Genomic DNA, 26,487 nt, shown 5'->3' on the forward strand with positions numbered 1-26,487 from the left:
GGCGTGGGGTTACCTGTACAGAGCCTCCACAGCCTTCCGGGTTCGCCCCTCGCTGCTCGGCATGAGGTGGGTGTACGTCCGAAGTGTGAACCCCGGGTCGGAGTGGCCGAGGTACTGACTCAGGGCCCGGATGTTCGAGCAATGCTCAGATCCTGTGGATCGGGCCCGGGAGGACGTACTTTCCCGGGTGATTGATCGATAGGTCACCGAGCAAGACTGACGTTCGCGGCGTCGGTCGGGAAGGCACGTCCGTGCTCACCGTAGTCAACGAAGACGGCGCCACGCGAGACGGGTCGTCGCTGCTGGACGAGATCGTCCGGGAGGGCGCCCGCAGGATGCTGGCCGCGGCGCTGGAAGCCGAGGTCAACGCATACATCGCCGAGTTGGCCGACCAGCGGGACGAGAACGGGCGGCGGCTGGTAGTGCGCAACGGCTATCACCAGCCGAGGAAGGTCACCACCGCGGCCGGGACCGTGGAGGTGAAGGCCCCGCGGGTGAACGACAAGCGCACCGACCTTGATACGGGCGAACGCAGGCGGTTCTCCTCGGCGATCCTGCCGCCTTGGGCCTGAAGGTCCCCGAAGATCAGCGAGGTGTTGCCGCTGCTCTGCCTGCACGGGTTGTCGTCGGGGGACTTCGTGCCCGCGCTGGAGCAGTTCCTTGGCAGTTCGGCCGGGCTTTCGCCGGCCACGGTCACGCGGCTGACGGCCCAGTGGCAGGCCGACCACGCCGCCTTCATGGACCGCGATCTGTCGGCCACGGACTACGTGTACGTGTGGGCCGACGGCATTCACCTGCGCATTCGCCTGGAGGAGGCCAAGGCTGCCGTGCTGGTGGTGATGGGCGTGCGGGCGGATGGCACCAAGGAGCTGATCGCGATGGCCGATGGTTATCGCGAGTCGACGGAGGCGTGGGCGGGCCTGCTACGCGACTGTGCCCGCCGGGGCATGCGCGCCCCGGTGCTGGCCGTCGGGGACGGCGCGCTCGGCTTCTGGAAGGCCCTGACCGAGGTGTTCCCCGACACCCGCGAACAAAGATGCTGGGTTCACAAAACCGCAAATGTTCTCGATTCCCTGCCGAAGTCGGCCCAGCCCGCGGCCAAGCGCGCGATCCAGGACATCTACAACGCCGAGGACAAGGAGCAGGCCCGCAAAGCCGTCGAGTCGACGTTCGCCACCGTGCGGCTGCGGACCAAGGTGACGAAGGGTGCCGGCAGCCGGGCCGCCGGGCTGGCGATGGTCTTCAAGCTGGTCGAGTCCGCCCAGGCCCGCTGGCGGGCTGTGAACGCACCCCACCTCGTCGCTCTGGTCCGTGCCGGGGCCCGCTTCGAACGCGGCCACCTCGTCGAACGCCCCGAGACCCTCTCGGCATGAGCAGCCTCAGCCGATCCGCAGAAGCAGGGAGGATCTCAGGCACTCGTGCGCCGTACGTGCAGGTGGCCATCGCGAGGGAAGGAGGGCGGCGCCGCGGGCAGGACGCTGTCGAAGTCGTACCGGCTCTTCTGCGCAACCCGGCACGATGCCAGGTTGTTCACCTGGTGCAGGAGTTCGAGACGCTCCAGCCCGTCGGCTTCGAAGGTGTCGAAGGCCCAGCTGGTGAGTGCCTCCAGAGCGCGGGGGGCCACTCCCCGCCCTCGAGCGTGCGCCGCGGTCCAGTAGCCCACCTCGGCCGCCGGTTTGCCGGAGGTGACTTCCTTGAGGACCATGTTGCCCACCAACTGTTCGCGAACTGAACCGGGTTGTGCCTCAAGGACGGCGAAGCCGAACCGGTCCCCCGCTGCCCAGCCCCGCTGCTGGGCCTGCACCCACCATGCCCCGTCAGCATCGTTGTCCACGACAGAGCTCGCCCACTGGCGCAAATCCGGATCCTGGCTCACCTCGACCAATGCGGCAACGTCCTCCATGCGCCAGGGGCGAAGAACGAGAGCGGGAGAGGCCGGCGTCGCGGCCACCTGAAGTACGACGGGGGCGTTCATAAACCGATCGCGTGCGGCGGCGTTTTCACCCGACGTCAGCCGCGTCCGACCCATGCCGCCTTGCGACCGCACCGTCATTGCTGTGTCCGGACGCGCAGAGCCTGGACGGACCAGTCGAACACTGGAGCCAGACTCTCCGGGGCCGGCCAGCCGTTGACCACTGCGAGGAGCTGGAGGTATCGCTCCCTGCGGGGGTCATTCACGCTCTCCAGCCGAGTCGCCAGCCGGCGGCGAAGCTCGATGTCGTCGGGGCGGCCGAGGAGGTGCGCGTAGTGCGCCGTGAACGCCGCGACGATCGGATCGGCCTGGGGCGAGGCCGGGTCGATTCCAGCCGTCAGGGCCGGGCCGACCTGGTCACGGACGGCTGCGGCGATGTCGCGGCGCGGGCCCATCGTGTCGCTTCGGGCCTGCTCGGCTGCCTGGTCCTCGGTCATCCGCCGCACGGCGGCGCGGAAATCCGGGTCCAGGGACATTTCAGCCAACTCCACCCACGCCTGGACCTGCTCCGCCTCCGGGTTGTCGGGCAGCTCGGGGGTCATCGAGCGCATGACCCCCGCGAATGCGGGGGCGGCGTCAAGACCGCCGAAGACGGCGTCGAGGAAATCGCCGATCAGACGTCGGCGTTCGTCCTCGGAGAGCTGGGCCAACCGGTGCATGAGTTCCGTCTCCTCAGGTGTGGACCCGCGCTCGGCCACCGCCGTCAGCACCGCGCGCCGCAAACGCAGGACGCGGATCTGCACTGCCAGTGCTTCGGCGTGCGCCGCGGCGACCTCGGGAAGCGAGAGCTCGCGGTCCACGACCTTGCGGATCGTGGGAAGGTCCAGTCCCAGCTCGCGCAGGGTCCGCACGAGGTCCAGGCGTGCGACGGCACCGATGTTGTAGAGGCGGTAGCCGGCCGGGCTGCGGTCCGTCGGCGCCACGATTCCGCGATCGGAGTAGAACCGAATGGTCTTGACCGTGAGACCGGTCCGCCGAGCGAGCTCGCCGATCGAGTAGAGCGTGTCGCCGTCCATGCCCCCACCTTTGCGTCTCCCCCTACTGGAGACTCAAGCCCCTATGCCTGCCAGCAGCCAACCACTCCTCATCCACAAGTCTTGACAATTCCTCTTGCAATACCAGGAGGTCGCAACTGCGGCGTTGTCGCGCATCCTGCCGCAGGCGGGTCGGCCCCGTGACGGGAGGAAAAAACGCGTTGGCGCACGGTCGCCGAAGTGGGATGATCCGCCTGTTTCGCGGACAGGAGGATGTTTGTTCGTATTCGTCTGTGCGGGGTGCGAGGCGGAGCTGACCGCCCCCCTGCACCGGGTTGAGTTTCCCGACCACGCCCACCAGAACTACGGCAACGGCGTGTCGATGCCGGTCCTGATGGACGAGGGCACCTTCGCCGTCGACCCGCTGCCGTCCGGGCCGCCGTGGCGCCGATGGGAGGACCTCCCGGAAGGGGAGGCCGAGGCGCTGGGCTGGTACGCGCCGGTCTGGGGGATTTCGTGCGGTCTTCCCGGGGCGGTGCTCATCGCGCCTGGAGACTCGTGGGGGACGGTACTGGTGCCCGAGCGGCGCGGCGAGGGGTCCTGCTGCGGCATCAACGGGGCCGACGGCCCGAACCTAGCGTGCCTGGCATGCGGCGCCCTGGTCGCCACCCGCATTGACGACTGCTCGCTCTGGCAGGCGGTGTGGCTGGATCCGGCCGCGGTACGCCGTGTCGCGGCCGGATCGCCGCCGGAGCCGCTCACGTGGGAGGCTCTGCTTGCCGAGCGCCGGATCGTCCCGTCCGTGGACCAGCTCGGGCACTGGAGCCCGGTCTGGGAGGCGGCGGTCGGCGCGGCCCTGGCCGGTGTGGTGGCGGCCTCGGAGGGCCGGCCTGTGGACGTGCCGGAGGGTCGGGTGGCGGAGATGTTCCGGCACACGCTGGACGGTCTGCTGCCGTGGGTCCCGGGGGCACGGGCGAAACGGATGGTCCTGGCGGGGCCCGGACTGCCTGCGCCGGATGGGCCCGCGGACCTCATCCTCGTACCGCGGCACCCGGAGACGGGCGAGGCGTGGGGCCCGGCGGCGGAGCGGGACAGCCGACGGCCGGTCGTCGTGCCGCTGGCCGCTGCCGTGTGGCTGTGCCTCGCCTTCGGCGAGCCGCCGCCGCTGCCATTGCCGGCGAGCGGACGCCTGGCCCGGGACGTCCTGCGCGACGAGCCGCTGCCGCTGCGCCCAAACTGGATCTTTCGCCCTGACGGGGCGGTCTTCGCACGGACCCTCGCCCGGCAGCCGGAGGCGCGTGCCCCCTGGCTGCGCGACGTCCTCGACGGCCTCCGCCACCGCCGGCCCCAGTACCAGGGGCTTTTCTAGGGGTGTTTGGAAAGTCGGTCTGGCTCGCCGGGCAGACGGCACTACTTTCCGGACGCCCTCTAGCGAGGCCGCTAAAGCTAGCGGGGCGCCCTTTAACGCTGGAGGGGTAAGCGGAGCCGTCCCGGGCCGTCTGTGGGCCGTCGAGGGGTCGCCGGAGCCCACTGACGGCCACCGACAACAACCGAGAGGGCGCGACCGCCGGTCGCGCCCTCTTGGTGCAATTTCCCTGCTACACCCAGGTGTCGAGCCACATTCGATTCCGCCATTGGTCCAGCGGAATGGGGGTGCCGGTGTAGATGGGCCAGAAGTAGATGAAATTCCAGACGATGAGAAGGACGAGGCATCCGGCTGCCACCGCGCCGAATGTGCGGCGTCTTTCGGATGAACCGCGGGGGCCGATGAGGGCGCCGAGCATCATGGCCACCGCGAGACACAGGAAGGGCACGAAGACGACGGCGTAGAAAAGGAAGATGGTGCGTTCCTGGTAGAGGAACCAGGGGAGCCAGCCGGCCGCGATGCCGCAGGCGATGGCGCCGGCGCGCCAGTCGCGGCGGAAGGCCCAGCGCCACAGGACGTAGAGGATGGCGAAGCAGGCGGCCCACCAGAGGAGGGGGGTGCCGAGGGCCAGGACCTCCTGGGCGCACTTCTCCTTGGCGGTGGCGGGGCAGCCGGCGGTGCCGGGGGCGGGGGACTCGTAGAAGTAGGAGACGGGGCGGCCGAGGACGATCCAGGACCAGGGGTTCGACTGGTAGGTGTGCGGCGAGGTCAGACCGACGTGGAAGGTGTAGACCTCGGACTCGTAGTGCCAGAGGCTGCGCAGCCAGTCCGGGAGCCAGCCCCAGGCGCCGCCGCCGGTCAGCTTGTCGTGGTCGGCGGCCCAGGTGCGGAAGTAGCCCTTGTCGCTGACCAGCCAGCCGGTCCAGGTCGCCAGGTAGGTGGCGATCGCCACCGGGACGACCGACACGAACGCCGGGACGAGGTCCTTCCTGAGGACCGCGAGGTGCGGGCGGACGGCGCCGGCGGTGCGGCGGCCGGCCACGTCCCACAGGACCGTCATCAGGCCGAAGCCGACCATGACGTACAGGCCGTTCCACTTGGTCGCGGCCGCGAGCCCGAGGGACACGCCCGCCGCGAGCCGCCACGGCCGCCAGCCCAGCCGCAGCGACTCCGCGATCTCCGCGTCGGGCCGCAGCACCCCCTCCTCGTCCTCGGGGAGGGCGGCCGCGAGCCGCTGCCGGGTCCGGTCGCGGTCGATGACCAGGCAGCCGAACGCGGCGAGCACGAAGAACATCAGCACCTGGTCGAGCAGCGCCGTGCGGCTCATCACGAAGTGCAGTCCGTCGACGGCGAGCAGCAGGCCCGCCAGGCAGCCCAGGAACGTCGAGCGGAAGAGACGGCGGCCGATCCGGCAGAGCATGAGCACCGACAGGGTGCCGAGGAGCGCCACCATGAAGCGCCAGCCGAACGGCTCGAAGCCGAAGAGCTTCTCGCCGACGCCGATCATCCATTTGCCCATCGGCGGGTGGACGACGTAACCCGGGTCGGTGGGGACGAGCACCGCGCCCGGGTCCGTCAGGATCGTCTTGTCGATGTCCTTCGGCCAGGCGCCCTCGTACCCCTGGTTGATCAGGGCCCAGGAGTCCTTGGCGTAGTACGTCTCGTCGAATATCACCGCGTGCGGCTTGCCCAGGTTCCAGAACCGCAGCAGGCCCGCGACCGCCGTGACCAGGAGCGGACCGCCCCAGGCCAGCAGCCGCCAGAGCCGTTCGGCGGGCCCGGGGCCGAGGCCGAGGAGCGACCACACCCGCTCGGAGGGGCGGGTGTAGGACGGCACGAGCCGCTCCCGCAGTCCGATGGGTGCGGTGCTTCCGGCGGGCGGCACGTAGCCGAAACGCCGCAGCCGCTGCTGCCACGAAGAGGGCTCTGCCACGGTGTGCCGGCCCTCCAGGGTCTCGGGTGCGGTACTGGTCACCGCGCCATCGTAGGGAACGCGCCTGTGCGCGTCGCCTGTCCGGGCTGGGAGGATGTCCCGTGTGACAGGAACGCTGGTACTCGCAGGGACCCCCATCGGTGACATCGCGGACGCTCCGCCCCGACTCGCCACCGAACTGGAGAACGCGGACATCGTGGCCGCCGAGGACACCCGGAGGCTGCGCGGACTGACCCGGGCGCTCGGCATCCACACCACGGGCCGGGTCGTCTCCTACTTCGAGGGCAACGAGTCCGCCCGTACGCCGGAGCTGGTCGAGGCGCTGGTCGGCGGCGCCCGCGTGCTGCTCGTGACGGACGCGGGCATGCCGTCCGTCTCCGACCCCGGCTACCGGCTGGTCGCCGCCGCCGTCGAGCAGGACATCAAGGTCACGGCCGTCCCCGGCCCGTCCGCCGTGCTCACCGCGCTCGCCCTCTCCGGGCTGCCCGTGGACCGCTTCTGCTTCGAGGGCTTCCTGCCGCGGAAGGCGGGCGAGCGCCTCGGGCGGCTGCGCGAGGTCGCCGACGAGCGGCGGACCCTCGTGTACTTCGAGGCCCCGCACCGTCTCGACGACACCCTCGCCGCGATGGCCGAGGTCTTCGGCGCCGAGCGCCGCGCCGCCGTCTGCCGCGAGCTGACCAAGACGTACGAGGAGGTCAAGCGCGGCCCGCTGGCCGAGCTGGCCGCCTGGGCCGCCGAGGGCGTACGGGGCGAGATCACCGTCGTCGTCGAGGGCGCCCCGGAGACCGGGCCCGCCGAACTCGACGCCGAGGAGCTGGTGCGCAGGGTGCGGGTGCGCGAGGAGGCGGGGGAGCGCCGCAAGGAGGCGATCGCCGCCGTCGCGGCCGACGCGGGACTTCCCAAAAGGGAGGTGTTCGATGCCGTGGTCGCGGCAAAGAATGCGGATGCGTCGGGCCCCGGAAAGGGTAAAGGACTAATCTGAAAGGCAAAGCCGAACCCGGCGCCTGGACTCTTCGCAGGGCGCTTGGCAAGGGAAGAGCCAAAAGCCTTCCATGGTTCCTCCCCCGCTGATGCGCTCCAGCCCGAAAAGGCGTCCACTGGTCAGTGGAGAGGAGCTGGCATGAGCGAGAGCACCGGCACCGGCATATCCGTCGCCCATGAGGCGTACGCCTTCGCCTGCATGCACTGTGGATACGGCTGGGAGCAGGCGTACGACATCGAACACCACGTCGACGCCGCCGGTCAGGCATTCGTCGTCTACAAGGCCGAGGGAGAGCGGGTCCCGTCCCCGCTGTCCAGTCCCACCTGCATGAACTGCGGCGGCCACGTCGTCCGCATCATGCGCGCGGGGCAGGTGTCGTCGGTGCTCGACCTGATCGCCGCGACGGAGAAGCACCGGCGCGGGGCGAAGGAGACCAGGCCGGTCGGGTTGGCCGGGCCCATCGGCCAGGAACTGACCGAGGACATCCCCGAGAAGCCGCCGGTGCCGCACCACTGGCACCTGTCGGACCTGCTGCATCCGTTCCGCCACGGCAAGTAACGCTTTGGCGGTGGCACTCATGGCCCTCGTACGATCGGGCCATGAGTGCCAAGGACGCCCCGCCGCCGCTGCCCGAACCCCTCCTCGTGGAGGTCGCGGACTCGCACACCCACCTGGACCTGCAGTCCGGGACCGTCGAGGAGGCCCTGGTCAAGGCCGCCGCCGTCGGCGTCACCACGGTCGTGCAGGTCGGCTGTGACGTGAAGGGCTCCCGGTGGGCCGCCGAGACGGCCGCCGCCCACGAGAACGTGCACGCGGCCGTCGCCCTGCACCCCAACGAAGCCCCGAGGATCGTCCTCGGCGACCCCGACGGCTGGTCCCGCCAGGGCGCCCGCGAGGGCGGCGGCGACGCGGCCCTCGACGACGCGCTCGCCGAGATCGACCGGCTGGCCGCCCTGCCGCACGTCCGCGGAGTCGGCGAGACCGGCCTCGACTTCTTCCGTACGGGACCGGACGGCATCGCCGCGCAGGAGCGTTCCTTCCGCGCCCACATCGAGATCGCCAAGCGACACGGCAAGGCGCTGGTCATCCATGACCGGGAGGCCCACGCCGACGTGCTGCGCGTCCTCGACGAGGAGGGTGCCCCCGAACGGACCGTCTTCCACTGCTACTCCGGCGACGCCGCCATGGCCGAGATCTGCGCCGCCAAGGGCTACTACATGTCCTTCGCCGGCAACGTCACCTTCAAGAACGCCCAGCCGCTGCGCGACGCGCTCGCCGTCGCCCCCCTCGACCTCGTCCTCGTCGAGACCGACGCCCCCTTCCTCACCCCGGCGCCCTTCCGCGGCCGCCCCAACGCCCCCTACCTGATCCCCGTCACCCTCCGGGCCATGGCGCAGGTCCGCGGGATCGGGGAGAACGAACTCGCGGAGGCGATCGCCGTGAACACGGCCCGCGCCTTCGATTACTGATCCATAACGGTTACGTGTCGTAGTCGGGTCGTCCGGGAGAGTGACGACGAGCGGGGCTAGGGTCCCGGCCTCGTGAGTACTTCCCAGGGCAGTCACCGAGCCGGACGGCGGGGCGCGGCCGCGACCCTGCCCCTGCACGACCAGCCGACGCAGGCGGCGCCCCTCGTCACACCCGGCGCCGGGCCGGCCCCCGGCACCGTCCCCGGCCAGGGCTCCCGCGTCGGCTCCCGGCGCGCGGCCCGGCGCCGCAAGGCCGGCGGGGCCGGCGGATCCGCCGCCGAGGGGCTGCGCAAGCTCGTCCCGCAGGCCCTCGTCGTCGCCTTCCTCGCCGGCGGCACCAGCGCCTTCGTCGCCGACGACAAGGCGGTCCGGCTCTCCGTCGACGGCGTCCCGCGCACCCTGCACACCTTCGCCGACGAGGTCGACGAACTCCTCGCCGACGAGGGCCTGACCGTCGGCCCGCACGACATCGTCGCCCCCGCCCCCGGCGAGGCGCTCGCCAGCGGCGACGAGATCGTCGTCCGCTACGGCCGCCCGGTCGCCCTCACCCTCGACGGGCAGCGCCGCCAGGTGTGGACGACCGCCCGGACCGTCGAAGGAGCCCTGCGCCAGCTCGGGGTCCGCGCGGAGGGCGCCCACCTCTCGGTCTCCCGCGCGGCGCCGATCTCCCGGCAGGGCCTCGCCCTCGACGTCCGGACCGAGCGGACGATCACCTTCCTCGCCGACGGACGGGAGCGGACCGTCCGCACCAACGCCGCCACCGTCAGGGAGGCACTCGTCGAGGCCGGGATCACCCTCTCCGGGCAGGACACCACCTCCGTGCCCCCCGGCGCGTTCCCGCGCGACGGCCAGACGGTGAACGTGCTGCGGATCACCGGCTCCCGGCAGGTACGGGAGGAGGCGATCCCGTACGCCGTCGAGACGGTCCGCGACCCGGAACTCTTCGCCGGCACCGAGACCGTCGCACGCCAGGGCGTGCCCGGCGTCCGCCGCGTCACCTACAGCCTGCGCACCGTCAACGGCGTCCGGCAGAAGCCCCGCAGGATCGGCGAGGAGGTCGTCCGCGGGCCGGTCGCCCGCCAGGTGCGGATCGGCACCCGGCCGCTGCCCACCTCCGTCGCAGGCGCCGACGGACTCGACTGGGGAGCCCTCGCCGCCTGCGAGTCCGGCGGCCGCCCGGACGCCGTCGACCCCTCGGGGACGTACGGCGGGCTCTACCAGTTCGACCCCGGCACCTGGCACTCCCTCGGCGGCAGCGGCACCGCCCAGAACGCGCCCGCCGCCGAGCAGACGTTCCGGGCGAAGAAGCTGTACGTGTCACGGGGGGCGGGCCCGTGGCCCCACTGCGGCAGGCGGCTGTACCGGTGACCGCGCCGGACAGGGCCTAGGCTGTACCGGTGAGCACCACCACCGGCCCCGAAAGCCCCGACGCCCTCCTCGGCCCCGCCGACATCCGTGAGCTGGCCGCCGCCCTCGGCGTGCGCCCCACGAAGCAGAAGGGCCAGAACTTCGTCATCGACGCCAACACCGTCCGGCGGATCGTCCGCACGGCCGAGGTACGGCCCGACGACGTGGTCGTGGAGGTGGGACCCGGCCTCGGCTCCCTCACCCTGGCGCTCCTCGAAGCCGCGGACCGCGTGACGGCCGTCGAGATCGACGACGTGCTGGCCGCCGCGCTGCCCGCCACGATCCAGGCCCGCATGCCCGCCCGCGCCGACCGCTTCGCGCTCGTCCACTCCGACGCGATGCACGTCCAGGAGCTCCCCGGCCCGGCGCCGACCGCGCTCGTCGCCAACCTGCCGTACAACGTCGCCGTGCCGGTCCTCCTCCACATGCTGGAGAGGTTCCCGACCATCGAGCGCACCCTCGTCATGGTCCAGGCCGAGGTCGCCGACCGGCTCGCCGCCAAGCCCGGCAACAAGGTCTACGGCGTGCCGTCCGTCAAGGCCAACTGGTACGCCGAGGTGAAGCGCGCCGGCTCCATCGGCCGCAACGTCTTCTGGCCCGCGCCCAACGTCGACTCCGGCCTCGTCTCCCTGGTCCGCCGCACCGAGCCGCTCGCGACCACCGCCACCCGCCGGGAGGTCTTCGCCGTCGTCGACGCGGCCTTCGCCCAGCGCCGCAAGACGCTCCGCGCGGCCCTCGCGACCTGGGCCGGCTCACCCGCCGCCGCCGAGGACGCCCTCGTCAAGGCCGGCATCTCCCCACAGGCCCGCGGCGAATCCCTCACCGTCGAGGAGTTCGCCCGCATCGCGGAGGCGAAGCAGTGACGGTGACCGTACGAGTTCCCGCCAAGGTCAACGTCCAGCTGGCGGTCGGCGCGGCCCGGCCCGACGGCTTCCACGACCTCGCCAACGTCTTCCTCGCCGTCTCCCTGTACGACGAGGTGACGGCGACGCCCGCCGAGACGCTGACGGTGACCTGCGAGGGCCCCGACGCCGACAAGGTGCCGCTGGACCGCACCAACCTCGCCGCGCGCGCCGCCGAACTGCTCGCCGCCCGGCACGGCATCTCCCCGGACGTCCACCTCCACATCGCCAAGGACATCCCCGTCGCCGGAGGCATGGCCGGCGGCAGCGCGGACGGCGCGGGCGCGCTGCTCGCCTGCGACGCGCTCTGGGGCCTGAACTCCTCCCAGGAGGACCTCCTGGAGATCTGCGCCGAACTCGGCAGCGACGTGCCGTTCAGTCTGGTCGGCGGCGCGGCGCTCGGCACCGGGCGCGGCGAGAAGCTGACGGGGCTCCCGGTCGGCGGGACCTTCCACTGGGTGTTCGCCATCGCCGACGGCGGGCTGTCGACGCCGGTGGTGTTCGGCGAGTTCGACCGCCTCGCCGAGGGCGTCGAGATCCCCGAGCCGACCGCCTCCCCGGCCCTCCTCGCCGCCCTGCGGACCGGCGACACCACCGCCCTCGCGGCCGCCCTCGCCAACGACCTCCAGGCCCCGGCGCTCTCCCTGCGCCCGTCGCTCGCCGCGACCCTGGCGGCCGGCACCGAGGCGGGCGCGCTCGCCGCGCTGGTCTCCGGCTCGGGTCCGACGACGGCGTTCCTGACGAAGGACGCGGAGGCGGCGGAGTCCGTCGCCGCCGCCCTGATCGCCTCGGGCACGTGCAGGACGGCCCGCGCGGCGACGTCACCGGCGACGGGCGCCACTGTTCTGGCGGACTGACCGCCCGCCGCGGGTACTCAGCCGCGGCTGAGTACCCGCGCCCTGTCGGTCCCGGCTCCCGCGCGGGACCGTACCCCCATGGGAAGCAGCAGAAGCCGTCTCGGCGCGCGTGAACTCGCCGCCGCCACACCGGCGACGCGGGACCGGTACGTCGACCTGCTCCGGGTCGCCTCGCTCGCGGTCGTCGTCCTCGGCCACTGGCTGATGGCGGCCGTCACCGCCGACGGGCAGGTCGGGAACCTCCTCGCCGTCGTGCCGGAGCTCCAGGTGGTGACCTGGGCGTTCCAGGTGATGCCGGTGTTCTTCTTCGTCGGCGGGTTCTCGCATGCCCTCGCCCACCGGTCGCGGCCGCAGTACGCGGCCTTCCTGCGGGCCCGGCTCCAGCGGCTGCTGCGGCCGACGATGGTGTTCGTCGGGGTGTGGGGCGCCGCCGCGCTGGTGCTCCAGCTGTCCGGCGTGGACGGCGGCCTCGCGGGGGTGGCGCTGCGGCTCGTCACGCAGCCGCTCTGGTTCATCGGGATCTACCTGGCGATGGTCGCCTTCACACCGCCGCTGATGCGGCTGCACGAGCGGTGGGGATGGGGCGCGTTCGGGGCGCTCGCGGGCGGCGCGGTCGCGGTGGACGTCCTGCGGTTCGCGGCGGACGTCCCGTACGTCGAGTTCCTCAACTTCGCGTTCGTGTGGCTGGCGGTCCACCAGCTCGGTTTCCTGCGCGCGGACGGCATGATCCGCCGTCCGGCCCTGCTGGCCGGCGCGGGCCTGGCCGGCGCGACCGCGCTCGTCGCGCTCGGGCCGTACCCGCTGTCCATGGTGGGGATGCCCGGCGAGAAGGTGTCGAACATGGCGCCGCCGACGCTCGCCCTGCTCTGCCACGGGCTCTGGCTGGTCGGCGCGGTCGAGCTGCTGAGGGGCCCGGGCGCGCGGTTCGTCGCCCGCGCGGGGGTGTGGCGGGCGGTGGTCGCGGCGAACGGGATCGCGATGACGGCGTTCCTGTGGCACCTGACGGCGATGCTCGGGGTGTACGGGGTGATGCTCGGGTCCGGTCTCGGGCTTCCGGCTCCGGCGTCCGGTGCCTGGTGGGCGCAGGTCCCGCTCCGGTTCGCGGCGGCCGCCGTGCTCACGGCGCTGCTCGTGGCGGTCTTCCGCCGCTTCGAGGCGCCGGTCCCGGCCGCCCCGGCGACCGACACGGGCGGCCCGCTCGCCGCGCTCGGCATCACCCTCGCGCTCCTCGGCGTCCTGGGCCTCTCCCTGACGGGCTTCGCCGGGCTCCTCGACGGTCACTCGGCGACCCTGATCGCCGTCCCGGTGACGGCTCCGGCGGCCGTGGGGCTCGCGCTGGTGGGGTGGCTGGCGGTGGAGCGGGCGGGGCGGGGCCGGCGGATCGGCTGAAGGGCAGGGTTCAGTCGGCGAGGCGCTCGTCGTCGAAGTCCACGGTCACGGTCCCCGGTGGGTAGAGGTCCGCCCGGTCCGTCAGGATCAGGTCCAAGGCGGGGCGACGGGGTGCGGGCAGCGCGGTGTGGAGGGCGTGGCAGACGTCGGGCCCGCCGAAACCCCCGCGAACCATCCGCGCCACGGTGACCGACGCCACCGTGTCCAGCGGGACGACGTCGATGCCCGGCAGCGCCAGGGTCGCGTCACCCGCGCCTTCGTCCTCGGTCTCGGCCTGGAGCAGGCACAGGGCGGGCACCTGGAGGTGGCGGAACGGCGACGCCGCCGCGTTGTCGGCGACCCGCTGGAGCTTGCGGTGGCCGCGTGCGAGGGCGAGTACGGCGGAGGTGTCGAGGATGATCACGCCGCGGTGTCCCCGAGTGCCCGGCGGGCGTTCGCGGCGGCGACCTCGTAGACCTTGTCCAGCGCGTTCGGGGTCGCGTCGAACTCTGCGTCGGTGAGTGTGGAGTGCATGCGCTCACGCATGATCCGCCGGCTCTCGGCCACCTTCTCCCGCGCCTGCGCGGCGGTGAGCTGGGTCGCGGCCAGCTCGGTGACGAGCGCTCCTATCGTGGTGCCCCGCTCGCGGGCCAGTGCGGCGAGGTGATCGCGGGTGGTGTCGGGCACCTTGATGGTGGAGTCGGCCATACAGCCACGGTACACCGCTGGTACACCGGGAGTGTACCGGCGGTGGCGACGTACCCTGGGACGTCGATCGATCCCCCGTACAGGAGTCAACGTGGCCGTCAACCTGGTCAATGTCGAGGCAGTCAGCAAGGTGTACGGCACCCGTGCCCTGCTCGACGGGGTCTCGCTCGGTGTCTCCGAAGGGGACCGGATCGGGGTCGTGGGCCGCAACGGCGACGGCAAGACCACCCTGATCCGGATGCTCGCCCGGCTGGAGGAGGCGGACACCGGCCGGGTCACCCACAGCGGCGGGCTGCGCCTGGGCGTGCTCACCCAGCACGACTCGCTCGACCCGAAGGCCACCATCCGGCACGAGGTCATCGGTGTCATGGCCGATCACGAGTGGGCCGGCAGCGCGAAGATCCGCGACGTGCTCACCGGGCTCTTCGGCGGGCTGGACCTGGCGGGCTTCGAGAACGGTCTCGACACCGTCATCGGCCCGCTCTCCGGTGGCGAGCGGCGGCGGATCGCGCTCGCCAAGCTCCTCATCGAGGACCAGGACCTGATCGTCCTCGACGAGCCCACCAACCACCTCGACGTCGAGGGCATCTCCTGGCTCGCCCAGCACCTCCAGACGCGCCGCTCGGCCCTCGTCTGCGTCACCCACGACCGCTGGTTCCTCGACCAGGTCTGCACCCGCATGTGGGACGTGCAGCGCGGTGACGTCCACGAGTACGAGGGCGGCTACTCCGACTACGTCTTCGCCCGCGCCGAGCGCGATCGGATCGCCGCCACGGAGGAGACCAAGCGGCAGAACCTGATGCGCAAGGAGCTGGCCTGGCTGCGGCGCGGCGCCCCCGCCCGCACCTCCAAGCCGCGCTACCGCATCGAGGCGGCCAACGAGCTCATCGCCGACGTGCCGCCGCCGCGCGACACCAGCGAGCTGATGAAGTTCGCCAACGCGCGCCTCGGCAAGACGGTCTTCGACCTGGAGGACGTGACCGTCACCGCCGGTCCCAAGACCCTTCTGCAGCACCTGACCTGGCAGCTGGGCCCCGGTGACCGCATCGGCCTCGTCGGCGTCAACGGAGCGGGCAAGACCTCACTCCTGCGGGCGCTCGCCGACGCGGCCGTCAGCCAGGGCGAGACGCAGCCCGCCGCGGGGCGGATCGTCGTCGGCAAGACCGTCCGGCTCGCCTACCTCTCCCAGGACGTCACCGAACTCCCCGCCACGCTGCGGGTCCTGGAGGCGGTGCAGCAGATCCGCGACCGCGTCGACCTCGGCAAGGGCCGCGAGATGACGGCCGGACAGCTCTGCGAGCAGTTCGGCTTCTCCAAGGAGAAGCAGTGGACGCCGGTCGGCGACCTCTCCGGCGGCGAGCGCCGCCGGCTCCAGCTGCTGCGGCTGCTGATGGACGAGCCGAACGTCCTCTTCCTCGACGAGCCCACCAACGACCTCGACATCGAGACCCTCACCCAGCTGGAGGACCTCCTCGACGGCTGGCCGGGCTCCATGGTCGTCATCTCCCACGACCGGTTCTTCATCGAGCGCACCACCGACAAGACGCTCGCGCTGCTCGGCGACCGGACCCTGCGGATGCTGCCGCGCGGCATCGAGGAGTACCTGGAGCGGCGCCGGCGCATGATCGAGGCGGCCGTCCCGACGCCCGCCGCGGCGCCCGCGCAGGCGAAGCCCGGCGTCTCCGCGGCCGACGCGCGCGCCGCGAAGAAGGAGCTCCAGAAGGTCGAGCGGCAGCTCGACAAGGTCTCCCAGAAGGAGGCGAAGCTGCACACGCAGATCGCCGACAACGCCACCGATTTCGAGAAGGTGGCGAAGCTCGACGCGGAGCTGCGGGAACTCGTCGGGGAGCGCGAGGAATTGGAAATGCGCTGGCTCGAACTGGCCGAGGACGCATAACGAGGGCATCACAGGCCGGTCCTCCCTTGGGTACAAGGGGCGGACCGGTCGCTTTTGCGCCATCGCGTGAGTGGTAGAAAGAAAACCCGTTCACGTCAAGGGGGAAACCGCTGATGACCCAGCCGCCCAGCAACCAGCAGCCGGGGGGCTTCGGAGCCCCTCAGGACCCGAACCAGGGCCTCCCGCCCGTGCCGCCGGTCCCGCCGCAGGCGCCGCCGGTGCCGCCGACCCCGCCGCCCACCGCGCCGGGGCCGTACGGGCAGCAGCCGCAGCCCGGTTACGGGTACCCGCAGGCGCCGGGCCAGCAGCCGGGCCAGCCGGCCGCGCCGGGTCCGTACGGGCAGCAGCCGGGCCAGCCGGGTCCGTACGGACAGCCGCCGCAGCAGCAGCCGTACGGCTACCCGCAGCAGGGCCAGCCGCAGGGCCAGGGCGGCCAGCCCGGTCCGTACGGCCAGCAGGCGAGCCCCTACGGCGGTTACCCCACCCAGCCGATGTACCAGGGCGCCCCGACCCCGCCGCCCGCCTCCGGTGGCGGCGGCCTCAAGGGCCGGACCGGTGTCGTGGCCGGCGTGGCCGCCGCGGCCGTCCTGATCGCCGCGGTCACGACCTGGGCCGTGGTCTCCGGCGGGGACGACGAGAAGGACCCGATCGCCGGTCCCACCGCCACCGCGAGCACCTCCGCCGGCCCCAAGCCCACCGAGTCGGTGGACCAGGGCGACGGCTCCGGCGACGGCCGCGGCGGAAGCGACGACCTCAACGCGGACCGCAAGCCCGGCGAGGCCAAGGTCGGCTGGCTGCTCAAGAACGACGTCGACCTGCCCCGCAACGGCTCCGACGTCCACGGTCCGTGGATCGTGGGCGACACCGTCGTGAAGGCCATGTACAAGGGCGTCGACGGGTACGGCCTGAGCGACGGCAAGCGCAAGTGGCACGTCGACCTGCCGTTCGAGCTGTGCGCAGCCCCGCCGGAGCCCGCCGCCGACGGCAGCATGGTCTTCGGCTACGCCGAGAGCGCCAAGGACGGCGCCAAGTGCACCGAGCTCCAGAAGATCGACCTCAAGACCGGCAAGGCCGGCTGGAAGAAGACCGTGCCGAAGGCCACGGGCTTCTTCGCGTTCTCCGACAACACCCTGGCGATCAGCGGCAACACGGTCACCGCGGCCGGATCCAGCAGCGCGTACGGCTTCTCGCTCGCCGACGGCCGGCAGCTCTTCAAGGGCGCCACCACCGGCTGCAAGCCCGTCGCCTACGCGGGCGGCAGCAAGCTGATCGCCGCCATGGACTGCCCCTCGGGCAGCACCGGCAAGAAGGTCCAGGCGGTCGGCCAGGTCGACCCCAACACCGGCAAGCCCCGGTTCACCTTCCAGCTGGAGGCGAACTGGGAGGTCGACAAGGTCTACTCGGTCGACCCGCTGGTCGTCTCGGCCACCCAGCGCGAGCAGAAGAAGTGGAGCATCTTCGCGCTCGACGCCAACGGCAAGCTCCGCTCGCAGATCCAGGGCGGCGGCGACAAGTTCGCGCCCAGCTGCGGTGGCAGCTTCGTCATCTTCGGCAAGAACCTCCAGGGCTGCACCGGCGTCGCCGCCGACGCGAACACCTTCTACATGTCGACCGAGACCGACTACGGCAAGCCCAACGAGGTCGTCGCCTTCGACCTGAAGACCGGCAAGCCCAAGTGGCGTTCCAAGGCCCCGGGCGAGCAGTCCATGACCCCGCTGCGCATGGAGGGCGGTCAGGTCCTGCTGTACGTGGACCCGTCGTACGACAAGGGCGGCGCCGTCGCCACCCTCGCCCCGACCGGCGGCGCGCCGCAGATCCTGCTCCAGCACCCGGCGTCGACCGCCTCGATCGAGAGCAGCTTCTACAGCGCGGGTTACGCCTACGGCAGCGGCACCTTCGTGGTGGCGAGCGGGCGTGTGTCGGCGTCCAACGACAAGGACGAGATGCAGGTCAAGACGATGATGGCCTTCAGCAAGTGAGGTACACGGACCGATGACGCAGCCACCCCCGCCCCCGCCGAACCAACCCCCGGATCCCCAGGGCGGCTTCGGCGCCCCGACGCCGCAGCAGCCTGAGCCGGGTTACGGCTACCCGCAGCAGCAGCAGCAGCAGCAGCAGCCGACGGAGCCCGGCTACGGCTACCCGCAGGGCGCGCCTCCCGTGCCGCAGCCGCCGGTGCCTCCGCAGCAGCCGCCGTACGGCTACCCCACGCAGCCGCAGCAGCCGCAGCAGCCGCAGCAGTACGGCTATCCCGCCCAGCCGCAGCAGCCGCAGCCGTACGGCGGTTACCAGCAGCCGCAGCAGCCGCCGTACGGCTACCCGACGCAGCCGCAGCAGCCGCCGTACGGCTACCCGACGCAGCCGCAGCAGCCCTACGGCGGCTACCAGCAGCCGGCGCTCACCCCCTCGGCGCCGGGTGGCGGGAAGCTGTCCGCCCAGCTCCAGATCGTGATCGCGGCGGTCGTCGCCGTCGCGGTGATCATCGGCGTGGGCATCTGGTACGCCGGCTCCGGCGGCGACGGCAAGGACGACGAGGCCAAGGGCACCGGCGGCACCACGCAGGGCGCCACCGGCGGCGGCGGGAACGGCGCCGGCGGGATCGGCGGCGGCGGCAAGGAGAAGCCGCCGGCGAACACCCAGGCGAAGATGGCCTTCCAGGTCCCGCAGCCGAAGGTCCCGGACGTCACCGACGTCTCCGGCTCCTGGATCACGGACAAGGCGTACGTGAAGCCGGGCGTCAACTCGATCGTCGCCTACGACCTGGACAAGGGCACCCCGCTCTGGACGCTGCCGCTGACCGGCCAGGTCTGCGGCGCCTCCCGGCACGTCAGCGCCGACAACAAGGTGCCGATCCTCTTCGAGGCCACCAAGCGGGTCGCGCCGCGCTACTACCAGCAGTGCACCGAGATCGGCCTGGTCGACCTGAACACCGGCAAGCTGGTGTGGTCCACCTCGATCACCGGCGGCTCCGCCGGCGACCAGAAGGCCCGGTTCAGCGAGGTCACGCTCAGCGGCACGACCGTCGCGGCCGGCGGCACCGACGGAGGCGCCGCCTTCGACCTCGCCAACGGCAACCCGCGGTGGAAGCCGCAGGTCAACGACGAGAACTGCTACGACATGGGGTACGGCGGCGGCGCGGGTCTGGTCGCGGTCCGCAAGTGCGGTCCGTACAGCAGCCAGTACGTGCTGGTCCAGAACCTCAACCCGACCACGGGCGCCCCGGTCTCGCAGTACAAGATGCCGACCGGTGTGAAGTACGCGTCGGTCGTCTCCACCAAGCCGCTGGTCGTCGCGGCCGACGTCGGCGAGACCGCCGGCGACGGCAGCGGCATCTCGGACTTCTTCTCCCTCGACGAGAAGACCGGCAAGCTCAAGGCGAAGATCACCGCGGACGCCGACCAGTACGCGGCCCGCTGCCGCTCGACCCGGGTCGAGGCGTGCTCGCAGGCGCTCGTCGGCAACGGCCGGCTGTACGTGCCGACCGAGGAGCACGAGGGCAGCTCCGGGGAGTACGGCGACGAGACCAACGAGGTCATCGCCTTCGACCTGACCACCGGGCGCACGGTGCCGGAGAAGGCCGACGCGGGGGACAAGTACACCCTGGTCCCGCTGCGCATGGACGGCGGCAACCTCATCGCCTACAAGGCCCCGCCCTACGACAAGGGCGGCCAGATCGTCTCGATCGACGGCGGCACGATGAAGTCGACGGTCCTCCTGGAGAACCCGGCGGACAAGTCGGTCCGGGACGCCGAGACGAGCTTCAGCCTCAACGGCGCCGAACTCGCCTACGAGGGAGGCCGGTTCTTCCTCTCGGAGACCCTGGTGAGCAAGGCCCGCGAGGGCGACGACCGGAACTACCTGATCGTCTCCTTCGCCGCCGGGCACTGACGGCCCGTACGACCCGAGTGGGCCCCTCCGGACGTCCGGAGGGGCCCACCGGCGTTTCCGGCGCCCGCGCGGCACCGCGCTTCCGCGTCACCTGGTCGGGGGACATACGGGCGGCCTGGCGGCGCATGTCGGCGGTTGGGGCGGCACGGGGCGGGGGAGCGTGTAGCTTGCCGGGTCTGGCGTGCCGGGGGGTCCGGCAGGCCCGGAGGATGGGGGATGACCGGGATGGGCGTACGCCTCGTGGTGGTCGACGACCACCGCCTGCTGGCGGAGGCGCTCGCCTCGGCGCTGAAGCTGCGCGGGCACCGGGTGCTCGCGGCGGGCGCGCCGGTGGCGGGGGCGGCGGAACTGGTGGTGAGCCGCGCGCCGGAGGTCTGTCTGCTCGGCACCGCCGCCCCGGCCGCGCCGGGCGCCTTCGACGTGGTCGTACGGATCAAGCGGGAGCGGCCCCAGGTGGCGGTCGTGGTGCTCGGGCCGGTCCCGTCGCCGCGCGGCATCGCGGCGGCGTTCGCGGCGGGCGCCGCGGGGTACGTCCGGCACGACGAGCGCATCGAGGGTGTCGAGCGCGCGCTGGTGAAGGCCAGGGCGGGGGAGACGGCGGTGGCGCCGGGGCTGCTCCAGGGCGCCTTCGCGGAGCTGCTCCACCCGTCCGCGCAGCCGGACGACGAGGCGCAGCGGCTGCTGCGGATGCTGACCCAGCGGGAGGTGGAGGTCCTCGTCCGGGTGGCGGAGGGGGAGGACACCCGGCTGATCGCGGCGGGGATGGGGATCGCGTCGAGCACGGCGCGGACGCATGTGCAGCGGGTCCTGATGAAGCTGGGGGTCGGTTCGCGGCTGGAGGCGGCGGCCCTCGCGGCCCGCACGGGGTTGCTGGACCGGGCGGTGCCGGGGCAGCGCGGCCCCTCCTGAGATGACGGCCGACGGGCCCCGCGATGCGGGGTCCGGGCTTCGCCATTGACGGTGATGTTTGAATGTGATTCTTTGTGCGTGGTTCTGTTTGATCCCGCCCGGAGGGCACCCCCGTGAAGAAGACCGTCACCGCACTCGCCGACGGGCGCGAGCTGATCTACTACGACACCCGCGACGACACGGTCCGCACCGCCGTCGACCCGCGCCCGCTCACCCCCGTCGTCTCCCGCTCCGAGATCCGGTACGACGAGCTCACCGGCGACCCCGTCGCCGTCGCCTCGCACCGGCAGGCCCGCACCTACCACCCGCCGGCCGACGCCTGTCCGCTCTGCCCCGCCCGCGAGGGACACGACAGCGAGATCCCGGAGAGCGGCTACGAGGTGGTGGTCTTCGAGAACCGCTTCCCCTCCCTCTCCGGCGGCGTCGGCCGCTGCGAGGTCGTCTGCTTCACCGACGACCACGCGGTCTCCTTCGCCGACCTCACCGAGGAGCGGGCCCGGCTCGTCCTCGACGCCTGGACCGACCGGACCGCCGCGCTCTCCGCCCTGCCCGGCGTCGAGCAGGTCTACTGCTTCGAGAACCGCGGCCGGGAGATCGGCGTCACCCTGCCCCACGCGCACGGCCAGATCTACGCCTTCCCCTACGTCTCCCCCCGGACCGCCGCCATGCGCCGCCGGACCGACGAGCACCGGGCGGCGACCGGCCGGAACCTCTTCGACGACGTCGTCGCCCGCGAGCGGGCCGACGGCGAGCGGGTGGTCCTGGAGACCGAGCACTGGATCGCCTTCGTCCCGTACGCCGCCCACTGGCCGTACGAGGTGCACCTGTACCCCAAGAGCCGGGTCCCGGACCTGCTCGCCCTCGACGAGGCCGCCCGCACAGAGTGCGCACAGGTCTACCTGGAACTCTTGAGGCGCTTCGACCGGCTCTTCGGCCCGGACGAGCCGCCGACGCCCTACATCGCCGCCTGGCACCAGGCGCCGTTCACGGACGAGCGGCGCGAGGACTTCGGACTGCACCTGGAGCTTTTCACCGTCCGACGGGCCTCTGGCAAGCTGAAGTTCCTCGCGGGCACCGAGTCCGGCATGGGCGCGTTCATGAACGACGTACGGCCGGAAGACGCGGCCCGACGACTCCGAGAGGTGGCGAGCGCATGACCACGACCGCGAAGAGGTACCTGGTGACGGGAGGGGCCGGCTACGTCGGCAGCGTCGTCGCCGCCCACCTCCTGGAACGGGGCCACCGGGTCACCGTCCTGGACGACCTGTCCACCGGCTTCGCCGAAGGCGTCCCGGACGGCGCCGAGTTCATCGAGGGCCGCATCCAGGACGCGGCACGATGGCTCGACGCCTCCTACGACGGCGTCCTGCACTTCGCCGCCTTCTCCCAGGTCGGCGAGTCCGTCGCCAAGCCCGAGAAGTACTGGGAGAACAACGTCGGCGGCACCATGGCCCTGCTCGCGGCCATGCGCGCGGCCGGGGTGCGCCGGCTCGTCTTCTCCTCCACCGCCGCGACCTACGGCGAGCCGGAGACCGTGCCGATCACCGAGTCCGCGCCGACCTCGCCCACCAGCCCGTACGGGGCGAGCAAGCTGGCCGTCGACCACATGATCGGCGGCGAGTGCGCCGCCCACGGCCTGGCCGCCGTCTCGCTGCGCTACTTCAACGTCGCCGGGGCGTACGGCTCGCTGGGCGAGCGCCACCAGCCCGAGTCCCACCTCATCCCGCTCGTGCTCCAGGTCGCCCTGGGCGAGCGCGAGGCCGTCTCCGTGTACGGCGAGGACTACCCGACCCCGGACGGCACCTGCGTCCGCGACTACATCCACGTCGCCGACCTCGCCGAGGCCCACCTCCTGGCGCTCGACGCCATGACCGCGGGCGACCACCTGATCTGCAACCTCGGCAACGGCAACGGCTTCTCCGTCCGCGAGGTCGTCGAGACCGTCCGCGAGGTCACCGGCCACCCGGTCCCCGAGATCACCGCCGCGCGCCGGCCCGGCGACCCGGCCGTCCTGGTCGCCGCCGCCGACACCGCCCGCGAGCGGCTCGGCTGGACGCCGTCCCGTCCGGACCTGGCGGCCGTCGTCGCCGACGCCTGGGCCTTCGCCCGCAAGCAGCGGGAAGGAGCACGCGCGTGAGCGTCGCCGCCGACTTCGAGGCGCTGTACGGCGCCGCGCCCGACGGTGTCTGGGCCGCCCCCGGGCGGGTCAACCTCATCGGGGAGTACACCGACTTCAACGACGGCTTCGTGCTGCCGCTCGCGCTGCCGCACACCACCGTCGCCGCCGTCTCCCGCCGTGACGACGGCGTCCTGCGGGTGCACTCCGCCGACGTCGACGGCGGGATCGTGCAGCTGGCGGTCGACGCCCTGGAGCCGCTCTCCGGCGGCGGCTGGGCGGCCTACCCGGCCGGTGTGGTCTGGGCGCTGCGGGAGGCCGGCCACCCGGTCGCGGGAGCGGACGTGCACCTCACGTCCACCGTGCCGACCGGCGCCGGGCTCTCCTCCTCGGCGGCCCTGGAGGTCGTCACGGCGCTCGCCCTGAACGACCTGTTCGGCCTCGGGCTCTCCCGCCCCGAGCTCGCCCGGATCGCCCAGCGCGCCGAGAACGCCTTCGTCGGCGTTCCCTGCGGGGTCATGGACCAGATGGCCGCCGCGTGCTCCGAGGAGGGCCACGCCCTCCATCTGGACACCCGGGACCTCTCGTACCGTCAGGTCCCCTTCGACCTGGCCGGCGAGGGGCTCCGGCTGCTCGTCGTCGACACCCGCGTGAAGCACGCGCTCGGGGACGGCGCGTACGCCGAGAGGCGCGCCGGGTGTGAAGCGGGTGCGCGGGCGCTCGGTGTGAAGGCCCTGCGCGACGTGAGCGCCGCACACCTACCCGAATCCCTCGCACGCCTGAGCGACGAGACGGTTCTGCGCTACGTCCGGCACGTCGTCTCGGACAACGCCCGAGTGGAACGCGTGATCGACCTCCTCGACGCCGGCGACACCCGCGCCGTCGGCCCCGTCCTCACCGAGGGCCACGCCTCCCTCCGCGACGACCTGCGGGTCTCCTGCCCGGAACTCGACCTCGTGGTCGAGACGGCGAACGCCGCCGGAGCGCTCGGCGCCCGGATGACCGGCGGCGGCTTCGGCGGCTCGGCCGTCGTCCTCGTCGACACCGACCGGGCGGAGGCGGTCGCCGCCGCCGTCGTCCGGGCCTTCGCCGACGCCGGCCACGCGGCCCCCGGGATCTTCCCGGCCGTCCCCGCGGCGGGCGCGCGCCGCCTCTGAACCCGCCCCGCGACCGTACGACTTCGCACAGTTCCGCCAAACGGCCCCCACCGGCACGCCCCGCCCCTACTCTGTTGGGCAGCGCCGGTGGGGGCCGGCGCTGTTCAGGGGTCGAGACCCGTCGGGTACGGCGCCGGCAGCGGGGTAAATGTCAACGCACGGCGGCGGCCGGGCGACCGACGGACCCGCCTCCGGCGCCGTACCCGCGCCGGTCCGTTCCTCGACGCATGGGGGTGTCCGTGGCACGTATCCGGGTCCTGGTGGTGGACGACCACCGAATCTTCGCCGAGTCGCTGGCCGCCGCCCTCGCGGCGGAGCCCGACGTCGACGTCGCCGCCGCGGGCAGCGGCCCGGCCGCCCTGCGCTGCCTGGACCGCGGGGTCGCGGAGGGCCGCAGGTTCGACGTGCTGCTCGTCGACGCCGAACTGGGCGCGGGGCCCACGGCGGCGGCCCGCACGGGCCCCGACGGCCCCGAGGCCGCGGTCGACGGGATCTCCCTGGTCGCGGGCGTGCGCCGGACCCAGCCCGCCGTCCGCACCGTCGTCCTGGCGGAGAAGGACGACCCCCACCGGGCCGCGCTCGCCCTCCAGGCCGGGGCCTGCGGCTGGGTCGCCAAGGACTGCTCGCTCCAGCGGCTGCTCGCGGTGGTCCGGGGGGTGCTGCGGGACGAGACGCATCTGCCGCCCGCGCTGCTCACGGGTGTCCTGCGGGAGCTGACGGCGGCCCGCAAGCACCGGACGGACAGCGAGCGGCTGGTGGAGTCGCTGACCCCGCGTGAGCGGGAGGTGCTGCGCTGCATGGTGGCGGGTCTGGGCCGCAAGGCGGTCGCGGAGCGGCTCTTCCTCTCCCCGCACACCGTCCGTACGCACATGCAGAACGTGCTGGGGAAGCTGGGCGTGCACTCGACGCTGGCGGCGGTGGCGCTGGCCCGCCGGGCGGGCGTCGGTCCCGCCGAGCCGACTCCGGTCCTAGCCGGGGACGTTGTCGAACGGGGCGGTCAGCCGGCGTAGCAGCGCGGCGAGTTCGCCGCGCTGGGCGCGGGAGAGCTGGGCGAGGATGGCGCGCTCCTGGGCGAGCAGCCCGGCGAGCGCCTCGTCGGCGCGGTCGCGACCCTCGGGGGTGAGCCTTACCAGGACCCCGCGGCGGTCGCTGGGGTCGGGCAGCCGCTCGACCAGGCCCTTCTTGGTGAGCCGGTCGATGCGGTTGGTCATGGTGCCGGAGGTGACCAGGGTCTGGGTCAGGAGCTGGCCGGGGGAGAGCTGGTAGGGCGCGCCGGCCCGGCGGAGCGAGGTGAGGACGTCGAACTCCCAGGGCTCCAGCTGGTGCTCGGAGAAGGCGAGCCGACGGGCGCGGTCGAGGTGCCGGGCGAGCCGCGAGACGCGGCTGAGCACCTCGAGCGGTTCCACGTCGAGGTCGGGGCGCTCGCGGCGCCATGCAGCGACCAGTCGGTCGACCTCGTCCTCCATGACGATCAGTGTAGAGGGTCTGTTGACATAAAGTCTCTTGGGTTCGAGTTTCTCGATATCGAGTATCTTGAAATCAAGATATATTTCCCTGGACTACGGGGAAGGGACCCGGCCGGAACTACGTTCCGCTTCGGCAACACGTGCCAGCAAGGGGGCTTCGAACATGCATTCCGTGGAATCCGCCGCACCAACCTGGGATCCGCAGCAGTACCTCCGTCACTCCGGCCACCGCACCCGGCCGTTCCTCGACCTGCTCGCCCGAATACCGCACCTGCCGGCCCAGGACCGGCCCGCCCGCATCGCCGACCTCGGCTGCGGCCCCGGCAACGTGACGGCCCTCCTCGCCGACCGGTGGGCCGACGCGCACATCACCGGCTTCGACCTCTCGCCGGACATGCTGGAGCGCGCCGACAAGGACTGGGCGGGCACCACCCGCGGCGGCGGCTGGCTCGACTTCCGGCCCGCCGACGCCGCCCACTGGACCCCCGCCGAGCCCTACGACCTGATCGTCTCCAACGCGGCCCTCCAGTGGGTGCCCAACCACCCCGAGTCCTTCGCCTCCTGGATCGACGGACTCCACCCCGGCGGCACCCTCGCCTTCCAGGTCCCCGGCAACTTCACCTCGCCCAGCCACGCCCTCCTCGGCGAGCTCTGCGACACCCCCGAGTGGCGCGACCGCCTCGGCGACCAGGGCCGCCGCTTCGTCCACATCCTCGACCCGGCCGAGTACCTCACCCGGCTCACCGACCTCGGCTGCGAGACCGACGTCTGGGAGACCACCTACAGCCAGCTCCTCCAGGGCGAGGACCCCGTCCTCGACTGGGTCAAGGGAACGGCCCTGCGGCCCGTCCTCACCACCCTCGGCGACGACCACGACGCGATCGACGCCTTCCTCGGCCAGTACCGCGACCTCCTGCGCGAGGCGTACCCGCCCGGCCCGCACGGCACCGTCTTCCCCTTCCGGCGCGTCTTCGCCGTCGCGCGCAGGAAGGCGTGAGCACCGGAACACCCGAAAACGCGGGCGCCCCCCCCCCGCCCACCCCGGGGGGGCGGCCCCCGACGTAGCCCCGACCGGCCCGGGTGGGGCCAGAAACGGTAGATAAAAAAAAAAAAAAA

At 72.4% G+C, this 26,487-nt stretch carries 23 protein-coding genes and 2 pseudogenes; 18 read left to right on the forward strand and 7 right to left on the reverse strand.

Translation table 11 applies throughout. The features are described 5' to 3' along the window. Positions 1-9: 9 nt before the first annotated feature. Positions 10-135: pseudogene (locus ACFVZH_RS30320) on the reverse strand (integrase); the annotation flags it as partial. A gap of 116 nt (positions 136-251) precedes the next feature. Here ACFVZH_RS30320 and ACFVZH_RS30325 point away from each other — a divergent pair. Continuing rightward, positions 252-1,373 (forward strand): annotated as a pseudogene (locus ACFVZH_RS30325) (IS256 family transposase). A 35-nt stretch (positions 1,374-1,408) separates the two neighbouring features. Here ACFVZH_RS30325 and ACFVZH_RS30330 read toward each other — a convergent pair. Then, positions 1,409-1,975: a GNAT family N-acetyltransferase gene (locus tag ACFVZH_RS30330; RefSeq protein WP_384902254.1), complete on the reverse strand. Its 567-nt coding sequence runs from the start codon at positions 1,973-1,975 to the stop codon at positions 1,409-1,411. A 74-nt stretch (positions 1,976-2,049) separates the two neighbouring features. Beyond that, positions 2,050-2,988 carry a MerR family transcriptional regulator gene (locus ACFVZH_RS30335; RefSeq protein ID WP_384902256.1) on the reverse strand — a complete coding sequence of 313 codons (939 nt, stop codon included), beginning with the start codon at positions 2,986-2,988 and terminating at the stop codon, positions 2,050-2,052. Between the two features lie 235 nt (positions 2,989-3,223). Between ACFVZH_RS30335 and ACFVZH_RS30340 the strand changes: the two genes are divergently transcribed. Continuing rightward, on the forward strand, positions 3,224-4,315 hold the full coding sequence (locus tag ACFVZH_RS30340; RefSeq protein WP_384902257.1) for a hypothetical protein: 1,092 nt from the start codon (positions 3,224-3,226) through the stop codon (positions 4,313-4,315). Positions 4,316-4,544: 229 nt separating this feature from the next. Here the strand turns inward: ACFVZH_RS30340 and ACFVZH_RS30345 are convergent, their stop codons facing one another. After that, complete coding sequence (locus ACFVZH_RS30345; protein ID WP_384902259.1) at positions 4,545-6,287, reverse strand: dolichyl-phosphate-mannose--protein mannosyltransferase; 1,743 nt, start codon at positions 6,285-6,287, stop codon at positions 4,545-4,547. Between the two features lie 52 nt (positions 6,288-6,339). Between ACFVZH_RS30345 and rsmI the strand changes: the two genes are divergently transcribed. The 7 genes from rsmI to ACFVZH_RS30380 all read left to right on the forward strand — a co-directional run bounded on the left by rsmI (position 6,340) and on the right by ACFVZH_RS30380 (position 13,251). Continuing rightward, a complete protein-coding gene (gene rsmI, locus ACFVZH_RS30350) occupies positions 6,340-7,227 on the forward strand; it encodes a 16S rRNA (cytidine(1402)-2'-O)-methyltransferase (RefSeq protein WP_384902261.1) in 888 nt (295 codons plus the stop codon). Positions 7,228-7,365: 138 nt separating this feature from the next. Next, on the forward strand, positions 7,366-7,785 hold the full coding sequence (locus tag ACFVZH_RS30355; RefSeq protein ID WP_384902263.1) for a hypothetical protein: 420 nt from the start codon (positions 7,366-7,368) through the stop codon (positions 7,783-7,785). Between the two features lie 41 nt (positions 7,786-7,826). After that, positions 7,827-8,696: a TatD family hydrolase gene (locus ACFVZH_RS30360; RefSeq protein WP_384902265.1), complete on the forward strand. Its 870-nt coding sequence runs from the start codon at positions 7,827-7,829 to the stop codon at positions 8,694-8,696. Between the two features lie 72 nt (positions 8,697-8,768). Beyond that, a complete protein-coding gene (locus ACFVZH_RS30365) occupies positions 8,769-10,064 on the forward strand; it encodes a ubiquitin-like domain-containing protein (protein WP_384902266.1) in 1,296 nt (431 codons plus the stop codon). A 29-nt stretch (positions 10,065-10,093) separates the two neighbouring features. Further along, a complete protein-coding gene (gene rsmA / locus ACFVZH_RS30370; RefSeq protein ID WP_384902268.1) occupies positions 10,094-10,966 on the forward strand; it encodes a 16S rRNA (adenine(1518)-N(6)/adenine(1519)-N(6))-dimethyltransferase RsmA in 873 nt (290 codons plus the stop codon). Beyond that, positions 10,963-11,862 (forward strand): 4-(cytidine 5'-diphospho)-2-C-methyl-D-erythritol kinase, encoded by a 900-nt coding sequence (locus tag ACFVZH_RS30375; protein ID WP_384902270.1) that lies wholly within the window; start codon positions 10,963-10,965, stop codon positions 11,860-11,862. The genes rsmA and ACFVZH_RS30375 overlap by 4 nt, the downstream gene beginning before the upstream one ends. Before the next feature lie 78 nt (positions 11,863-11,940). Then, positions 11,941-13,251 (forward strand): acyltransferase, encoded by a 1,311-nt coding sequence (locus tag ACFVZH_RS30380; protein ID WP_384902272.1) that lies wholly within the window; start codon positions 11,941-11,943, stop codon positions 13,249-13,251. A 10-nt stretch (positions 13,252-13,261) separates the two neighbouring features. Here ACFVZH_RS30380 and ACFVZH_RS30385 read toward each other — a convergent pair whose 3' ends face one another. After that, positions 13,262-13,654 carry a hypothetical protein gene (locus ACFVZH_RS30385; RefSeq protein WP_384902273.1) on the reverse strand — a complete coding sequence of 131 codons (393 nt, stop codon included), beginning with the start codon at positions 13,652-13,654 and terminating at the stop codon, positions 13,262-13,264. Continuing rightward, positions 13,651-13,938 (reverse strand): hypothetical protein, encoded by a 288-nt coding sequence (locus tag ACFVZH_RS30390; RefSeq protein WP_384902275.1) that lies wholly within the window; start codon positions 13,936-13,938, stop codon positions 13,651-13,653. Before ACFVZH_RS30390 ends, ACFVZH_RS30385 begins: the two co-directional genes overlap by 4 nt. 91 nt (positions 13,939-14,029) lie before the next feature. On the opposite strand from ACFVZH_RS30390, the gene ACFVZH_RS30395 reads away from it, so the two are divergent. The 8 genes from ACFVZH_RS30395 (at position 14,030) to ACFVZH_RS30430 (ending at position 24,915) form a co-directional block, all read left to right on the forward strand. Continuing rightward, positions 14,030-15,835, forward strand: coding sequence for an ABC-F family ATP-binding cassette domain-containing protein (locus tag ACFVZH_RS30395; RefSeq protein ID WP_384902277.1), 1,806 nt, complete (start codon positions 14,030-14,032; stop codon positions 15,833-15,835). Positions 15,836-15,948: 113 nt separating this feature from the next. Then, positions 15,949-17,814, forward strand: a complete 1,866-nt coding sequence (locus tag ACFVZH_RS30400; RefSeq protein ID WP_384902279.1) for a PQQ-binding-like beta-propeller repeat protein — start codon at positions 15,949-15,951, stop codon at positions 17,812-17,814. 13 nt (positions 17,815-17,827) lie between these two features. Next, positions 17,828-19,723 carry a PQQ-binding-like beta-propeller repeat protein gene (locus tag ACFVZH_RS30405; RefSeq protein WP_384902281.1) on the forward strand — a complete coding sequence of 632 codons (1,896 nt, stop codon included), beginning with the start codon at positions 17,828-17,830 and terminating at the stop codon, positions 19,721-19,723. A 225-nt stretch (positions 19,724-19,948) separates the two neighbouring features. Beyond that, positions 19,949-20,632 carry a LuxR C-terminal-related transcriptional regulator gene (locus tag ACFVZH_RS30410; RefSeq protein ID WP_384902341.1) on the forward strand — a complete coding sequence of 228 codons (684 nt, stop codon included), beginning with the start codon at positions 19,949-19,951 and terminating at the stop codon, positions 20,630-20,632. Between the two features lie 113 nt (positions 20,633-20,745). Continuing rightward, complete coding sequence (gene galT, locus ACFVZH_RS30415) at positions 20,746-21,789, forward strand: galactose-1-phosphate uridylyltransferase (RefSeq protein WP_384902283.1); 1,044 nt, start codon at positions 20,746-20,748, stop codon at positions 21,787-21,789. Beyond that, positions 21,786-22,769, forward strand: a complete 984-nt coding sequence (galE, locus tag ACFVZH_RS30420; protein ID WP_384902284.1) for a UDP-glucose 4-epimerase GalE — start codon at positions 21,786-21,788, stop codon at positions 22,767-22,769. The genes galT and galE overlap by 4 nt, the downstream gene beginning before the upstream one ends. Further along, on the forward strand, positions 22,766-23,905 hold the full coding sequence (gene galK, locus ACFVZH_RS30425) for a galactokinase (protein WP_384902286.1): 1,140 nt from the start codon (positions 22,766-22,768) through the stop codon (positions 23,903-23,905). The genes galE and galK overlap by 4 nt, the downstream gene beginning before the upstream one ends. Positions 23,906-24,132: 227 nt before the next feature. Continuing rightward, positions 24,133-24,915, forward strand: coding sequence for a LuxR C-terminal-related transcriptional regulator (locus ACFVZH_RS30430; RefSeq protein WP_384902287.1), 783 nt, complete (start codon positions 24,133-24,135; stop codon positions 24,913-24,915). Here the strand turns inward: ACFVZH_RS30430 and ACFVZH_RS30435 are convergent. Beyond that, entirely contained in the window at positions 24,874-25,371 is a 498-nt protein-coding gene (locus ACFVZH_RS30435) for a MarR family winged helix-turn-helix transcriptional regulator (protein WP_024754861.1), read from the reverse strand. The genes ACFVZH_RS30430 and ACFVZH_RS30435 overlap by 42 nt on opposite strands. Positions 25,372-25,534: 163 nt before the next feature. On the opposite strand from ACFVZH_RS30435, the gene ACFVZH_RS30440 reads away from it, so the two are divergent. Further along, positions 25,535-26,368, forward strand: coding sequence for a trans-aconitate 2-methyltransferase (locus ACFVZH_RS30440; protein ID WP_384902288.1), 834 nt, complete (start codon positions 25,535-25,537; stop codon positions 26,366-26,368). Positions 26,369-26,487: the final 119 nt, after the last annotated feature.

It is taken from the genome of Streptomyces sp. NPDC059534 (assembly GCF_042743475.1).
GTDB lineage: Bacteria > Actinomycetota > Actinomycetes > Streptomycetales > Streptomycetaceae > Streptomyces.